Annotated in this window: 14 protein-coding genes, 1 tRNA gene and 1 pseudogene; 10 read left to right on the plus strand and 6 right to left on the minus strand. The window is 57.7% G+C overall.

Features of this window, described 5'->3' with window-relative positions; all coding sequences use genetic code 11:
• Positions 1 to 52: 52 nt before the first annotated feature.
• Positions 53 to 544 carry a DUF2141 domain-containing protein gene (locus tag ACZ1GM_RS01380; protein WP_472677430.1) on the plus strand — a complete coding sequence of 164 codons (492 nt, stop codon included), beginning with the start codon at positions 53 to 55 and terminating at the stop codon, positions 542 to 544.
• A 9-nt stretch (positions 545 to 553) separates the two neighbouring features.
• Here the strand turns inward: ACZ1GM_RS01380 and ACZ1GM_RS01385 are convergent, their stop codons facing one another.
• From ACZ1GM_RS01385 to ACZ1GM_RS01410, 6 genes and pseudogenes are all read right to left on the minus strand, one after another.
• On the minus strand, positions 554 to 1483 hold the full coding sequence (locus ACZ1GM_RS01385) for a hypothetical protein (protein ID WP_472677431.1): 930 nt from the start codon (positions 1481 to 1483) through the stop codon (positions 554 to 556).
• Positions 1480 to 2508, minus strand: a complete 1029-nt coding sequence (locus tag ACZ1GM_RS01390; protein WP_472677432.1) for a diacylglycerol kinase family protein — start codon at positions 2506 to 2508, stop codon at positions 1480 to 1482. Before ACZ1GM_RS01390 ends, ACZ1GM_RS01385 begins: the two co-directional genes overlap by 4 nt.
• Positions 2509 to 2597: 89 nt before the next feature.
• Positions 2598 to 4013: an alpha,alpha-trehalose-phosphate synthase (UDP-forming) gene (locus tag ACZ1GM_RS01395; RefSeq protein WP_472678595.1), complete on the minus strand. Its 1416-nt coding sequence runs from the start codon at positions 4011 to 4013 to the stop codon at positions 2598 to 2600.
• A pseudogene (locus tag ACZ1GM_RS01400) lies at positions 4010 to 5813 on the minus strand (glycoside hydrolase family 15 protein). The gene ACZ1GM_RS01395 and the pseudogene ACZ1GM_RS01400 overlap by 4 nt, the downstream one beginning before the upstream one ends.
• The gene (otsB, locus tag ACZ1GM_RS01405; protein ID WP_472677433.1) at positions 5798 to 6538 is read right to left on the minus strand and encodes a trehalose-phosphatase; all 741 of its coding nucleotides are present in this window, start codon (positions 6536 to 6538) and stop codon (positions 5798 to 5800) included. The pseudogene ACZ1GM_RS01400 and the gene otsB overlap by 16 nt, the downstream one beginning before the upstream one ends.
• Before the next feature lie 87 nt (positions 6539 to 6625).
• A tRNA-Arg gene (locus ACZ1GM_RS01410) sits at positions 6626 to 6702 on the minus strand.
• Between the two features lie 176 nt (positions 6703 to 6878).
• On the opposite strand from ACZ1GM_RS01410, the gene ACZ1GM_RS01415 reads away from it, so the two are divergent.
• The 9 genes from ACZ1GM_RS01415 (at position 6879) to ACZ1GM_RS01455 (ending at position 14905) form a co-directional block, all read left to right on the plus strand.
• A complete protein-coding gene (locus tag ACZ1GM_RS01415; protein WP_472677434.1) occupies positions 6879 to 7310 on the plus strand; it encodes a hypothetical protein in 432 nt (143 codons plus the stop codon).
• 75 nt (positions 7311 to 7385) lie between these two features.
• Positions 7386 to 7946: an MmcB family DNA repair protein gene (locus ACZ1GM_RS01420; protein WP_472678596.1), complete on the plus strand. Its 561-nt coding sequence runs from the start codon at positions 7386 to 7388 to the stop codon at positions 7944 to 7946.
• Between the two features lie 62 nt (positions 7947 to 8008).
• Complete coding sequence (locus tag ACZ1GM_RS01425) at positions 8009 to 8728, plus strand: sterol desaturase family protein (RefSeq protein WP_472677435.1); 720 nt, start codon at positions 8009 to 8011, stop codon at positions 8726 to 8728.
• Entirely contained in the window at positions 8728 to 9186 is a 459-nt protein-coding gene (locus tag ACZ1GM_RS01430) for a DUF2141 domain-containing protein (protein WP_472677436.1), read from the plus strand. Before ACZ1GM_RS01425 ends, ACZ1GM_RS01430 begins: the two co-directional genes overlap by 1 nt.
• 177 nt (positions 9187 to 9363) lie before the next feature.
• On the plus strand, positions 9364 to 11454 hold the full coding sequence (locus ACZ1GM_RS01435; RefSeq protein ID WP_472677437.1) for a PAS domain-containing protein: 2091 nt from the start codon (positions 9364 to 9366) through the stop codon (positions 11452 to 11454).
• 45 nt (positions 11455 to 11499) lie between these two features.
• A complete protein-coding gene (locus ACZ1GM_RS01440) occupies positions 11500 to 12516 on the plus strand; it encodes a phosphatase domain-containing protein (RefSeq protein WP_472677438.1) in 1017 nt (338 codons plus the stop codon).
• 21 nt (positions 12517 to 12537) lie between these two features.
• Positions 12538 to 12909, plus strand: a complete 372-nt coding sequence (locus ACZ1GM_RS01445; protein WP_472677439.1) for a hypothetical protein — start codon at positions 12538 to 12540, stop codon at positions 12907 to 12909.
• Positions 12836 to 13492, plus strand: coding sequence for an alpha/beta hydrolase (locus ACZ1GM_RS01450; RefSeq protein ID WP_472677440.1), 657 nt, complete (start codon positions 12836 to 12838; stop codon positions 13490 to 13492). Before ACZ1GM_RS01445 ends, ACZ1GM_RS01450 begins: the two co-directional genes overlap by 74 nt.
• 72 nt (positions 13493 to 13564) lie before the next feature.
• On the plus strand, positions 13565 to 14905 hold the full coding sequence (locus ACZ1GM_RS01455) for a M48 family metalloprotease (protein WP_472677441.1): 1341 nt from the start codon (positions 13565 to 13567) through the stop codon (positions 14903 to 14905).
• Positions 14906 to 14946 lie beyond the last annotated feature (41 nt).

The following is a 14946-nucleotide window of genomic DNA, read 5'->3' on the forward strand; positions in this document are numbered from 1 at the left end:
CGCACCCGGCATGTTGAGGGCGCGCTGTAGCAGAGAGATTTAGAGCCCGAAAATGATCCGCAAACTTGCCCTTATTACCCTTGCGACGGCGCTGCCGCTAAGCGGGATCACAATGGCGACGAGCGCTCAGGCGCAGTACCGCCAGAAGGTTTCGCACGACACCAGCAAATGCCGCGCTGGCACGCCGGGCGTGTGGGTCACGATCAACAATATCAAGGCCAGCTCTGGTACGATCCGCGTGCAATCCTATCGCGGCACCAAGGCCGACTGGCTGGAAAAGGGCAAATGGATTTATCGGATTGAGGCACCTGCGAAGGCTGGCTCAATGCGGTTCTGCATGCCTTTACCTGCTGCCGGGACATATGGGATCGCGGTGCGCCATGACGTCAACAATAACGGCAAGACCGATTTGTCTACCGACGGTGGGGCCATGTCGAACAACCCCAGGTTGACGATCTGGAATCTGGGTAAGCCGAGTTACAAGAAAACGCGCTTTGCCGTCGATGGGCTGGAACGCATCTCAATCAATATGCGTTATCGTTAGGCGGCGCCACTAATCGCGATTCTGGCGCCGTCTAGCGAACCATAATCCCACCAGTGCACCCGGTGCAGCAAGCAGCGGATGTTTCTCGCGGAATGGCGTCACCTCCAACGCAATGCCCGTGTGCCGCTCCAGCTTCCACGCACCATAGGCTGCTGCGCCTTCAAAGGTTGTCGTTGCCTTCGCGAGACGCAGCAGATTGAGCGGCTTTCCCAGACGCTGGCGTGCCTTCCACCACTTAAGAACTTGGGTCCGCTGGGCATCAGGAATTTTGGGCGAAAGGTGCTGGCCTTCCCATTCAAACGGCAGCTCAGCGGCGGCCCATGCGAGTGGCAGAAGCCCATCAAAATGCCCCTGATTTACAGTCAGGATAGAATCTTCGCGACCCGCCTTCTCTACACGGAACTCCGCCGCATAAGTCGCCCGAAAAAGCGCCCTCCAATAATCATCTGCGGTGCCGGTTATCGGGCCGAGCGCCATGGCCAGCCGCGCCGCTGTCATCGCGGCAGAACATAGCGCGTCCAGAACTGTCGACTGCGTCTGGTCATCGCGCGTCCAGATCAATGCGCTTGGCTGAACAAATCTAGCCCAGATCGTCGTATCGCGAGACGCACCGCTTGCCGCCTGCGCAAATTTCTCCAGAGACATGGTGGCGATCTTGGCGCGCAGTTCTTCGCCGCCCTCCTCGCCGCCAGCGGTCCATTCGCGATAGGACACACGCGGCCAGATCCGCTCCACCTGAGCGCCCGGCATCAACAAATAAAAATCGAGCACACCTTCAAGCGAACCTGTGCGTAGGTTTGATCCGTAAAACAGCACTGCCAGAGCGCCGGCTTCCTCTGCAAGCATCCTGGCGAATGCCGCCACCTCATTACGCGGCGGCACAGCAGAACGCTTCGCTATCCGCTCTCGTAACGCTCCATCATTTGTCGTTTGGTTCATTGAGTTACGAAGGTCAGTTCCGGACCTTGCGACACGCAGTAACGGCCCGCTGGAAACGCTTCGCCATCGAGAATGAACTGATCGGTAATCTCAAACTCAAACGCGTCCGGGTTCAATTGGTGGAAGCCGGTTTTCGCCAGCCAGGGCGACTGCCACCCTGACAGTACCAGGGGCAGAGAGGCGACCAAGCGACGGCGAGGTTTGTCCATCACCGCCAGCTTTAGGCCGTCATGCTCTGGACCGAACGGTTTGATGCCCAGTGGCATTCGGCACAATGTCGTCGCAAGCACAATCTCTCGCCGTGCAGGATCGCCATGCCCAGAATGCGGGGCGGGCACATCGCCCGGCTTCAAAACCAGATCCATTTCAACGCCGCGCCGCCAAGGATTGCTATCACTGCCAAGCAGCGCCTGAAGTACGCCCCAGGCGCCCGTTGCGCCCACCGCCAACGAGTTGAAGAAGCCCAGATTGTGTGCATCCTGACCGGCGCGTGTGCCAAGCGTAAACGCGCCAGCGCCAAGGATGAAGCCTCGAACCGGCGCGGTCGATCCATCGAGCGCTTTCACCTCAATCGGGCGGCGCACACATCGCTTGTCGCCATCAAATGCGGCGATCGCGTCGCCAATGTTCCAGTCTTTCGGAGAGCCAATGTCGACATTGAGCGCGTTCGTCTTGCCCTTGGGTATGACCGCGAGCGGCGGCAGAACATCGCCATAGACTGACGCAGCATTGGTCAGCACATCACGCACCGTCCCATCACCGCCATTGATGATCAGATAGCTGATGCCGGCCTCGGCGAATTGTTCAAGAGCTCGACCAATATCGCGCCGCCCCTCGGGCACAGCCACCATCACCCGACCATCTTTCGTGCAATCGAGATCCTGCCCCTGATTGCGGTGGCTACGTGGGTTGTAAATCAACCCAATTGCGCCGGTCCCACCGGAAAACGGGCGTGGCTCGCGCGGCGTGGCGGCGGCGTCAGAGCGACGCGGCAAATGCTCAAATTCGTGAACGGACCGATCCATGACGGGATTGTCTGTAGGCCCGCTTGCAATTTATATCCAGCACGGCGGTGGGATCGCACGCCAGATGCGGTATAATTAGTGGTCAGATTCTACGCGGGCTGCAGAGCCGCCAAGTCCTCGCAGAAAGTGGCTGTCCAGCGCATGACATTATCATCACGCACGGTCGGGATCATATTCTCGTAACGCTGCTTGCGTTCAGCCAGAGGCATATCGAGCGCCGTTCTGATGGCATGGCTCAGATCATCAGGGCTATGCGGATTGACGAGGACTGCCCCCATACCATCACAACCCAACTGTGCCGCAGCGCCCGCAAATTGCGAGAGGATCAAAACACCAGGATTCTCCGGGTCCTGCGCCGCGACATACTCTTTCGCAACCAGGTTCATTCCATCACGCAGGGGCGTGACAAATCCAATCTTTGCAGCGCGGAAAAAGCCATACAGTTCGGCATGCGAATATCCACGGTTCACATAGCGGATAGGCACGAGATCAACCTCGCTGCGCGCCCCGTTGATCTGCCCCGTTTTCTGCTCCAGCAATGCGCGGATTTGTTGATAGCTTTCAACATCCTCACGGCTGGGCGGGGCGATCTGCACGTAAACGAGATCGCGCACCCGATCGGGATGCTGGTCAAAAAACCGCCCTATACCATCAATCCGCTCAGGCAGGCCCTTGGAATAGTCCAGCCGGTCCACGCCAATCATAGCGGTCCGATGCCGCGTGGAGGAAATCAGGCGCTGCTCCGCCTGACGCGCATCCCCGCTCTCGCCTTGTGCCTGAAAGTGATCCCAATCGATCCCGATGGGATACGCCTTTGCGACCGCAGAGCGACCTTTATAGCTCACGGTCCCCGTGGCATGATCGACTTCAGCGCCCAGTTCTTTCTCACAAAAATGCAGGAAGCTTTCGAGCCATTCTCCGGTCTGAAAGCCGACCAGATCGTATTCGAGCATCGTCTCTACCAGCCGCTCATGAAACGGCAGCGACACAAACAACCGCGTGGGCGGCCACGGGATGTGCAGGAAGAAACCTATCCGGTTTTTCAGCCCGCGCGAACGCAGGCGCTCGCCCAGGGGCAGCAAATGATAGTCATGCACCCACACCAGATCATCCGGCTCAATCAGCGGAGTCACACTTTCGGCAAACAGCTCGTTGACCCGCTCGTAACCTTTACCGGTTTCGCGCTCGTATTCGGTCAGGTCTAGCCGATAGTGGAACAGCGGCCACAGCGTCGAATTCGCATAGCCATTATAATATTCATGCACATCGCGTTGCGACAGGTCGATAGTTGCGGTGGTCACCCCATCATTACGCTGCATATTGATATTGCCGGCCTTCACGTTATCGGGCAGCTCTTCGCTTTCCTGACCCGACCAGCCAAACCAGATGCCGCCACGCTCTTTCAACGCCGAGTTGAGTGCGCCAGCCAGCCCGCCTTGCGCGCCAGCCGCACCGCGCGCTTTGGGAACCGCGACACGGTTCGAGATGACTACCAGGCGTCCTATCGTACTTCACTCCAGGGTTTGGAGAGCAAACCCGCACAATTTATTACACCTACCAGCGAGTAAGTCTGTGGAAAGTTCCCCCACAGCTCGCCTGTTTCATAGTCCAAATCCTCACTTAGCAGGCCCGATTGGGTGGTATGCGACAGCATGGTGCCGAACAGTGTGCATGCTTCATCGTCACGGCCCGCCAGATGCAACGCCTCTATCAGCCAGAATGTGCAGACATTAAAGGCCGTCTCGGGCGAGCCAAAATCGTCCTCCGCCGCATAGCGCAGCATATGATCGCCGCGCCGCAAGTGCTTTTCGACCGCCGCAAAAGTTTGCTGAAAACGCTCATTTTCAGGAGAGAGGAACTGTAGCTCGACCATCTGCAGCAGGCTTGCATCAAGATAGTCGCTTTCGAAGCTGGCCCCGTAATGGCCACCTTCTCCATTCTCTTTCCACGCTTCTTTCTCGATCTTGGCGCGAATAACATCTGCCCGCTCGCGCCAATGCTTTGCCCGATCTGTCTTTCCCAGCCAATCAGCTGTCTTGGCCAGCCGATCGCACGCCGCCCAGCTCATCACAGCAGAATAGGTATGCACTTCCTGCCGCGTGCGGAATTCCCAAAGACCTGCATCCGGTTGATCGTGCATAGCCCAAGCCATCTCGCCGACCTCTTCCAAGCTTTCAAAATCGCGATCATCGGCAATCCTCAAGAGGCGCTTATCAATAAAGCCCTGCACGGTTGGCAGCACGATCTGACCATAGCAATCATGCTGAATCTGCTTATAGGCAGCATTGCCGCGCCGAACCGGGCCCATGCCGCGATATCCGGCCAGGAAACCCGCAGTCGTCTCGTCGAGTTCGCTTTCACCCATCACCGAATATAGCGGCTGTATCTGGCCGCCTTTAGCCGCATCAACGATGTTGCGCAGATAGCCGAGATATTTCTCCAGCACATCCAATGCGCCCAACCGGTTAAGCGCCTGCACTGTGTAATAGGAATCACGGATCCAGCAATATCGGTAATCCCAGTTCCTCTCGGAATGGGCGGCCTCCGGGATTGATGTGGTCAGCGCCGCGACGATCGCGCCAGTCTCTTCATGCTGGCACAGCTTCAGCGTGATGGCGCAACGAATGACCTCTTCCTGCCATTCGAGCGGGGTTGCGAGGCTACGCACCCATTGCTGCCAATATTTGCGCGTTGATTGCTCCATCCGGCGGATTTCTTCGCGCAAATTTCCAACAAACGGCTCATCGGGTCCGAGGAAGAAATGCGTGTCAGCTTCAACCCGAAAAGTGCGCTGTTCCAAAATGTAGCCAACCGGGGCATCGGTCGAGAGCCGCAGAGCCTGCTGCCCCACCAGATAGCGTATGTGATTGGTGCCATGCGTGGTTTCGGCGATCTCTGCGCCATAATTCTTCATCGGCTTCAGCACGACGCGGATGCGCGGATTGCCCGCAATCGGTCTGACGATACGGCCAAACGCGACCGGGCGATACATGCGTCCCTTGCCCTCAAAACGCGGCGCAAAGTCGAGCACTTCGACAACGCTACCATCGTACCGCCTCAAGCCGGGTGATCAGAATGGGCGTATTCCGGATATATCGCTGACTGGCTGAAACTTGGCCATCAAGCTCAAAGCGCCAGACACCCGTATCCTGGCTGTCCCCATTCAGCAGCGCACAGAACACCGGGTCGCCATCCACCCGCGGAACACAGCCCCAAACCAGCCCGCCCCGCCGATCAATCAGACCGGAAACCTGGCAATTGCCAACCGGCCAAAGCTCAAGGTCCGGTATTAGCGCGTCAGCCATGTATGTACGTCCTCCACATTTTCGAAACGGAATTGCGCCGCTGTCTCTGCACGGTCACCCACGACAACCCCAAAACCACCGAGCCGGTGGCAAGCCGCAAAGCCATCCTCATCTGTCACATCATCACCGATAAAGACGGGCGTCGCGCCAGCAAAAACGGGTTGCTGCATGAGCAGCTCCACCGCCGCGCCTTTGTTCACGCCGGGCCGAACGATCTCACTCACGCATTTGCCCGTTTTGACGGCCAGGCCATGCTGGTCCGCCAAGCCTTGCGCGAATTGCTTCACCTCATGCCCGAGCTCTGGATGCTTGCGGTAATGCAATGCGCCGCCATGCGCCTTACGCTCGAACAGCAATGCATGGTCCGCGGCGAAGTCTTTGAGCGCGTTTTGAACCGCGCCCGGCAGGGGCTCTGCGTGCAAAAGTACCTCACCATCAGGCGCGATCACATGGCCGCCATGAGAGCCCGCGACATAATGTGGCAGTGCGCCAAGAAACTGTGTCAGGTTCTCGACACTGCGTCCGGTAATTATCGCCAAGCGCCGCTGCAGCTTGGCGCCAAGTGTTTCAAGCATGCTGCTCAAACCCTTGGGCACTGCGATAGCGTCCGGCCCCTCGGCAATCGGAACCAGCGTGCCATCGAAATCGAGAAACAGTGCAAGCGGCCCTTTATCAATCACCTGCGTGATTGTTGGCGGCGCAGCAAGTGTTTCGGAAAACCCCATTGCCACATCCATAGAGCGCGATACGCCTGCGTCAAATTTCTCTTCGCAGATGCAGCATTTTGAGTGAGGCTTGCGCTACCTAAAAACTGGCGCACCCGAGAGGATTCGAACCTCTGGCCTCTGCCTTCGGAGGGCAGCGCTCTATCCAGCTGAGCTACGGGTGCATATTATTCTGGGCCTTGCCAATCGTATTCACAATCGGCCCGGCTGGCGCGCTTAGCAAAGCCACCACAAACATTCCAGTTGATTGTTCGTCGCATCGAACATGCTGGAGGTGACAGGTATACAAACGCAATCGGCGTTAGGATTTTGATAACCACAGCGCATTAGCCTCCAGCGCATGATGAACGCATTCGCACATGAGTTTGATGCCAATGAACTGGATTTGGCAGATGTCGCAATGTTGCCAGAGGCAACCGCCCACATAAGTACTGAGCAAGTCAAAATATTGCGCGAACAATGGGTTGCACTGCATGATGCCGCCCATGCGGTGGCACAATTGGCTCAGCTCGCCCGCGAAAATATGGACGAAGCTGGAGAGATGCTGCCAGAGCGCGCCATCGCCGCCGGGAACGAGCGGCTCGTCGCAGTCGAACGCGGTATCTCTGACCTGACACTGGTAATGCGAACCGGCCTCACCGCGCTGCTTGCGGCCAGCGCCAAGGGCAAAGATGCAAGCGCGGCGGCGCTGACATTGTGGCTGGAATTTCATGCCGGACGAAAAGCGATTGCGGCTCTGGCTGAGCCGGTGGCAACGCCCGCCATTCAATAAAGTACTGCGGCGGATCGGGCGGACGATGCAACGATTGCTTGACTAAGTTCACATTTTGTTCCAGCCACGTAGATGATGGCTGACACACCTGTACTCTCTTCACTATCCTCCGATAATCCGCAGCCTGGTGATGCGGATGACACGGCCAATATTGCCGACGCGAGGGCCGTGGCGCGCGGTATCATGCGCCTGTTCGCCCGTAACGATATCTGGTGCCTGTCAGAGATGCCTCTTCGTTGTGGGCGTAGAGCCGACCTGATGGGCATCGATGCCAAGGGCAAGGTGATCATTGTCGAGATCAAAGTCCAACGATCAGACTTGTTGGGCGACACGAAATGGCCGGATTATCTTGACCATTGCGACCGGTTTTTCTGGGGTCTGCCGCCAGCGCTTGATCGCGCACCGCTGGATACCCTTGCATTCCAACCCGAAGATTGTGGGATCATTGTTGCTGATGGTTACGATGGTGAGATTGTCCGCCCCGCACCGTTGCGCCCCCTGGCCGCAGCCCGCAGAAAAGTGGAAGTTGAGCGGCTTTCGCGCGCCGCCTTGCGCCGGTTGACGATAACGCATGATCCGCAATGCGAGCCCCGGGGGCATGGCATCGCCCAAAGCGCTGATGGTGCGGGACGATAAAGAGCTGAAACGTGTAGAGACCGCTTGTCTTTGCACTGGCTAAGCGGGCATAGGTTGTCGCGATGCTCACCGCGATCCTGATTTCCATGCTCGCTATGACCGCGATTGTCGGGGTGCGCTATCTTCTGGCAAGTGGTATCTTCGCCTGGATCACACAGCGCCGCTTGCCCGGCAAATATGCAGGGCTGGACCGGCAAATTCGCAGGGAAATCAACTGGTCACTAGTCTCAGCGGCAATTTACGGTGTGCCAGCCGGGGTGGTCGCGTGGGGTTGGCACAATCAGGGTTGGACGCAGATCTACACTGAATGGGGCGCCTTTCCGTTATGGTATGTCCCGGTTTCTTTGCTGGCCTATCTGTTCCTGCACGATACGTGGTTTTACTGGACGCACCGGCTGATGCATCGACCCAAATGGTTTCGCATCGCGCACGCCGTGCATCATGAAAGCCGCCCGCCCACCTCCTGGGCAGCCATGAGCTTTCACCCGATCGAAGCGCTAACCGGAGCGATCGTGATCCCTCTGCTGGTGTTTGCGATCCCCATCCATATCGGGGTGCTGGGCCTTATTCTCACCATCATGACTGTAATGGGCGTTACCAATCATATGGGCTGGGAAATCTTCCCCAGATGGCTGGTTCATTCTCGGTTAGGAGGATGGCTGATAACGGCCAGTCATCATCAGCGACATCACGAGGAATATCGCTGCAATTACGGATTGTATTTTCGATTTTGGGACCGCCTCTGCGGCACTGATCGGGGATTAACGGAGAACCCAATTTGATGCGCCTTTTTGAGCTCAACTTTGTGCGCGGCGGCGCGGTTGTCGCCACCCTCGCAAGCATGTTCGTGGCGGCTCCCGCATTGGCAGGCGACGTTACAGTGACCGTGACCGAGTTACGCTCTGCCGAGGGGGTTGTGCGCGCATGCATGACACCCGATCCAAAGCGCTTTCCGAAATGCAGAGGGGACGCGAATGCCTATAGGGTGGTCGTCCCTGCCGCAAAAACTCTTGAGCTCACCTTCAAGAATGTGAAAGCGGGCAAATATGCGATTGCCTTGCTGCATGACGAGAATGAAAACGGCAAAGCAGACCGCGCGCTCATGATGATGCCCAAAGAGGGTTTCGGGTTCTCTCGCGATGCGAAAGTGCGCATGGGCCCGCCCAAATTCAAAGACGCGGTGTTTGATTTTGACGGCCAGGCGACGCGGCAGTCCATCAAGATGCGCTACCTGCTATAATCAGCGCCCAATAGCCGTGTACAAGGCTGCCCTCAGCCACTGCTGAGCCCGCCAGACATGCACTCGAACATTTCGTCCCGGCCTTTCTGCCATTCTTTCTGATCGTATTTAACGTGATGTTTACCACAGAGGCCCACAAGACGGTGAGAACCAGCACGAATTGGGGGCAGACCGTCCATGGACAGGCTTGGCGGCACAATCGGATCGCACGACTACGACGACAGTGACTATGGCAGCGGGAGCGACGACTCCGTCGCTGAACCACCACCCTCGCCCGTTGGTCAGGATGAGCGGCGCATGCAAGTGCGCGCCTATAATCACTGGGCGGGCCTGCTCGGTGATGCGAATTTCCCAGCCATTGAGGACCTCGAACCGGAAAAGCTGACCGATTTCGGTCCTTACTCGGTATTGCTCGATTTTACCGCTGGCGTTGAAGACCCCGCGATCCGCTTCCTCGGCGATCAATTAGCCGGGGAGTGCGATGCAGACGACAAAATTGAAACGCTCAGCGATGTGCCCAGCCTGTCTCTGCTCAGCCGTATTACTGACCATTATATGCAAATCCTCGCCAATCAGGCCCCGATCGGGTTTGAAGCTGAGTTTGTGAACCAACGCCAGCGGACTGTGCTGTATCGCGGGATCCTGTTGCCGTTTTCCAGCGATGGCGCTGAAATCGATTTCATTTTCGGCGTGATCAATTGGAAAGAAATGGCCGCTCAGGATGAAGCGGATGAGTTACTGCTCGAAATGGGGCAGGCGCTAAGCGAAGATGTGGTGGGCGCAGAAGAGCCCGATGATGTGGTCTTTGAACTGGATACCGGTCTTGTCGCAGATCCCGACGCAGATCTTTCTGAACTGAACAATGCGATGCTGGCGGATGACGAGAATGCACCCGCGCTGGTTTCCGGCGAGGCGTTTGCCCTTGCTGGCAATGATGCCGCATCTGCTTCTGACGATATTGAGAAAGACGTGCTGGACCTGAGCGGTTTTGCAGATACCGATCACACACCAACCGAATTGCCCGTACCAGCGTTTGGCCGCGCAGCGATTGACGGTGTCGAGGACCCGGAGCCAGAAGATGCAACCGCTGACGACGCAAGCGAACAAGCCGTCTATGGCGATTTCTCGGCGCTTGATGATGATGGCAACCCTTATGATTATGGCCTGCCTGATCTGGATGATGAGCCGCCCGTTGACGATGTCGACGATGTTGTTGATCCGCTTGCCGATGAACATGCGGGCATCGGCCTGACATCACTCGTCAACCGGGGCGACAAGCCCAAGGCAAAGGTAGGTCTCGCGCTTGATGACCTCGCTGCGGCACAACAAGCCGACGCTGAGCCTGACATGGCTGACGACGACAATGCAGACTACAGCGCTGCTCCAGCAACAGCGACCGAGCCGGTATCCGAGACGCCTATCGAGCACTCTTTCGAAGCGGAAGAGCAGCACGAGGATGATGTCTCGCCGCCTGCCGGGGTTGAAGAAGAAACTGCCGAAGTGCCTGGCGCGGCACCTGAGGACGAAGCTTCGGAACCAGAGCCACAGCCTTTCGAACCAGAAGTCGTCCATGATGATGTGCCTGAGCCCGCTCAGCCAGCGGCATTTGTCGATGCAATCGATGAACAGCCAGCCGAAGATGCGTTGGATTCAGACGAAGAGATAGAGGGGCTGTACGACACGCTGGCGGTGGCCCGCGAAGCTGCGCAAGTTGCCCGCACTAACGAGGATCGTAGCCGCAAATCGCTCTACGATGCGGTTGGCCGGGCTTATGACTTCAGTCTTGAGGCTGATGCAAATCCCGACGATTTCGCAGAGCTGATCGAGGAAAATGGCCTCGCCGTGCAAGATCGCGCGCCAATGACGCCAATCGTCAAGCTCGTCTTTGGCGCGGATTATGACAAGACGCGCCTGACCGAATATGCTGCCGTGCTGTCGTATGCGCACCGGACCAGCGTCTCCCGCGGGAACCTCTCCGAAGTACTGCGCACAGCCGAGGGCGGCCTGAAGGGCATCGTACAGGCGGAACGGCGCGCAAAACGCGAGGAAGCCGGCGAAACGGTCGATGAGAGCAATGGCGTTCGCGCTGCCCTCGCCAAGCAATTGCGTGCTCTGGATGCGGTTTACCTCGAAGATATGAACTCCGACGGCGCGGAATTTGCGCTGGTCATGGTTCGCAGAACTGACGATGGTGATATCGAACTGGTCGGCGAAGTGCCTGAGGACGTACCGTTGATCGAGCGCGCTGCCCGCAAACTGCTGGGTTGATTAAAGAAAACAGCTTGTCGGCTGCAGGGACTTGGCGCTAGCGCCTTGGCACGTCCACCTGCCCGTTCTGATCAAGTCCGGATCCAACCCTATTTCGGCTATCGCTCGGAGCACAAACTCGTGCTGAGTGCGCGCGCATTGCGCGGAGCGGCACCAGATTTCTCGCGCCGAGGAAGGCGCCGGACATTCCGCACAATGATTGCGCAGTTCGCTTCTGATGAGGTGAGCGGTCTGGAGGTTACGCTTGAGATCAAAAACCGGCATGGCTTTATCGTCCGGCACAAAACAGTCACCAATCCAGAGGGCTTTGCCCATTTTGAGGTAAAGCTGGGCGACGACTGGGCTCTGCCGGAAAAGACGCGCTGGGAGACCGCCGTTCTGCACTGGCATATCGCTGGCGATCCGCATCCGCATAAGGAAACCGCGCAAATACTCGCACCGGGACATGCGGCGGGTTTCGGGATAATATCCGACATAGATGACACGATCATCGAGACGGGGATCACCGGCAGTCTGAAGGCGGTGGCGCGCAACTGGCGCAGGGTTTTTTTGCAATTGCCCAGCGAACGGATCATGGTTCCGGACGCCGACATATTTTATCGAACATTGAGCCAGGGCGGCATAGAGCACGGTGAAAGACCGGTATTCTATGTATCATCAAGCCCCTGGAACCTGTTCTCTTATCTCGTCGCCTATAAGCAAGAGCGCAGCCTGCCGATTGGCCCGATTGCCTTACGTGACTGGGGTTTCAATCGCCGCACCTTTGGCGGCTCCAGTCACGGGGCGCATAAACGGCATGCGATTGTGCAAATTCTCAAGGCATTCCCTCAGATGCAATTCGTGCTGGTGGGCGACGATACGCAAGGTGATTTGACCGCGTTTTCCAATATTGCCGTGAGACATGCTGATCAGATCAAAGGCATTTTCATCCGCCGCGCCGGAGAGGCATTCACACCGGAAGAAATGCAAGCCGAAGGCGCGATCAGGGCATTGAACATTCCTCTCGCTCTTGAACCGGATTATCGCACTGCGAAGCCGTTTCTAGAAAAATTGAAATTATAACTGATTGAAAAGTCACTAGTAGTGAAGCACGCAAAACATATGGCTGTCTGGTTTCTTGGTTCTGTCGTGGGGCTGATCGCGTTGATTGGCGTGACGATCTTTATTGGTGTGCAGGTCAATGGCGCGGGCACGCTCAACCGCGTTGATCGCGTGCTGCATGGCTTAACCAGCGTGTCTGAGAGCGCGCCTGTTCTCTATGGCGACCATCCACAGCAACGCCTGTTTGTGCTGCGTGACGGAGATGCAGATGCCGGTGCGTTGCAACCGGTCATCATCTTTATCCACGGTGGCAGCTGGTATCACGGAGACCCGGAATATTATGGCTTTATCGGTACGTGCACTCGCGCCAAAGGGACACATCGTAGTCAATGCGGGCTATCGCCTCGGCGATGATGGCAAATATCCGGCTATGCTGGAGGACGCGGCTAGCGCGGTGAAATGGGTCCGCAACAATATCGCTGACCACGGCGGCGATCCGGATCGGATCGTGCTCGCAGGACATTCAGCCGGTGCCTATAACGCGGTCATGCTGGCGCTGGAGCCGCGTTGGCTGGACCAAGCGGGACTGAATCGGGACATCGTCAAAGGCGTGATTGGGCTTGCTGGCCCCTATGATTTTCTACCGCTGAGCGGCGAAGGGGCACAGCGGGCCTTTGGCGATGAAGAAGACCTCTCCATCACGCAGCCGGTCAATTTCCCGCGCGCCGATGCCCCGCCTTTGTTGCTGATGACGGGTGATGCCGACACGACAGTGCGGCCACGCAACACGCAGGCTCTGGCGGAGGCTCAGAAAGCCGTGGGCGGTAGCGTCGAAACACACATCTATCCCGGCGTCAGCCATGCCCGCATCATCATGAATTTCGCCAAACCATGGCGTAACAGCACCGACATAGTTAACAGGGTGTCTACGTTCATCGCCAAAAACACGCCGGAAACACCAGAGGCTTCAGCGCCAGTTCAGGACAAAACCCCTTAGCCCATGACCATGTCGCTCACACCTTCTTCGGCACCTCGTCCGCAATTTGTCCGCCTTGGGCAAATCTGCTGGATGGCTTTTGCGATCGCCTGCCTCGTGCTGGCGACACCTGCCCATGCCCAGTCGATACTGCGCGATGCGGAAACCGAGCTGTTTTTGCGAGAGATCACCGCCCCTCTGGTCGAGGCCTCGGAGCTTGATGAGGGCAATGTCGATATCGTTCTGATCAATGACCCATCGATCAACGCTTTCGTTGCTGGCGGCCAAGTGGTTTATCTGCACAGCGGCCTGATCAGTGCCGCTGATGATGCCGGCGAGGTACAAGGTGTGATCGCGCACGAGCTCGGCCACATTACCGGCGGCCATATCGTCCGTCGCGGTGAGGGCGCAAAAGCCGCGACGAACATCACCTTGTTGTCATTGTTGGCCGGAATCGGGGCCGCTCTGGCCGGATCAGGCGACGCGGCGCTCGCCGCCATTTCCGCCGGTCAACGCGCGGCGATTGGTAAATTCCTGGCCTATTCGCGCAGTGAAGAAAGCAGCGCTGACGCGGCTGGCGCACGCTATTTGGCCGATGCAGGCATTTCCGGTCGTGGTCTTCTGGCGTTTTTTGGCAAGCTGCAAAATCTCGAATTCCGCTATGGTCGCCGCCAGGATGACGATGCCACTTTTACTCGCACGCACCCGCTATCGGGTGATCGGATTGCGATCCTGCGCGATACGTTTGAGCGCGATCCCAATTGGGATACGCCGACTGACCCAGAGCTGCAGGCGCACTTTATTCGGATCAAGGCGAAGCTTTCGGGTTTCCTGGCCGAACCAAACCGCACTTTGCGCGATTTCCCCGCCAGCGATCAGACCGTACCTGCTCGCTATGCCCGTGCTTATGCGTATCACAAGAGCGCGCAGGTTGAGAAAGCACTGGCGGAAGCTGACAGCCTGCTGGCGACCGACCCAACCGACCCGTTCTTTCTTGAATTGAAAGGCCAGGTCTTGCTTGAATCTGGCCGGGTTGACGAGGCGCTCGATCCGCTACGCCGCGCAACGCAGATCACCAATTCTCACCCGCTGATTGCATCGATGTTCGGTCATGCGCTTATCGCAACTGAGGATGAGGCGAATTTTATAGAGGCCGAAAAAGTGCTGCGCGCGTCGGTGGCGAGGGATCGGCTCAATCCCTTTGCGTGGCGCCAATTGGGCGTTGTCTACGCTGCGCGCGGGGACATTCCGCGCGCGAGGCTCGCCAGCGCCGAACAGCAGGTGATGAGCCGGCAATATGCCCTTGCCATTCGCAGCGCTCAGGCCGCAGAGGCTGGTTTGCCAGCGGGCTCCCCCGACTGGATCAGAGCGCAGGATGTGGGCCTTCAGGCGCGCGCCTTGCTGGAACAAAATATTGATCGGGCCAATAACTGATCCCCCTCAAAATTGATGCGCAGGCTGATTGTCTGCGCTAG

This window comes from Qipengyuania sp. JB2-7 (assembly GCF_055693485.1).

Coding starts and splice junctions, on each gene's coding strand:
- ACZ1GM_RS01380 (WP_472677430.1), top strand. CDS start 53: ATGATCCGCAAACTTGCCCTTATTACCCTTGCGACGGCGCTGCCGCTA.
- ACZ1GM_RS01415 (WP_472677434.1), top strand. CDS start 6,879: ATGATGAACGCATTCGCACATGAGTTTGATGCCAATGAACTGGATTTG.
- ACZ1GM_RS01430 (WP_472677436.1), top strand. CDS start 8,728: ATGCGCCTTTTTGAGCTCAACTTTGTGCGCGGCGGCGCGGTTGTCGCC.
- ACZ1GM_RS01420 (WP_472678596.1), top strand. CDS start 7,386: ATGGCTGACACACCTGTACTCTCTTCACTATCCTCCGATAATCCGCAG.
- ACZ1GM_RS01435 (WP_472677437.1), top strand. CDS start 9,364: ATGGACAGGCTTGGCGGCACAATCGGATCGCACGACTACGACGACAGT.
- ACZ1GM_RS01455 (WP_472677441.1), top strand. CDS start 13,565: ATGGCTTTTGCGATCGCCTGCCTCGTGCTGGCGACACCTGCCCATGCC.
- otsB (WP_472677433.1), bottom strand. CDS start 6,538: ATGGGGTTTTCCGAAACACTTGCTGCGCCGCCAACAATCACGCAGGTG.
- ACZ1GM_RS01390 (WP_472677432.1), bottom strand. CDS start 2,508: ATGGATCGGTCCGTTCACGAATTTGAGCATTTGCCGCGTCGCTCTGAC.
- ACZ1GM_RS01450 (WP_472677440.1), top strand. CDS start 12,836: ATGGCTTTATCGGTACGTGCACTCGCGCCAAAGGGACACATCGTAGTC.
- ACZ1GM_RS01385 (WP_472677431.1), bottom strand. CDS start 1,483: ATGAACCAAACGACAAATGATGGAGCGTTACGAGAGCGGATAGCGAAG.
- ACZ1GM_RS01425 (WP_472677435.1), top strand. CDS start 8,009: ATGCTCACCGCGATCCTGATTTCCATGCTCGCTATGACCGCGATTGTC.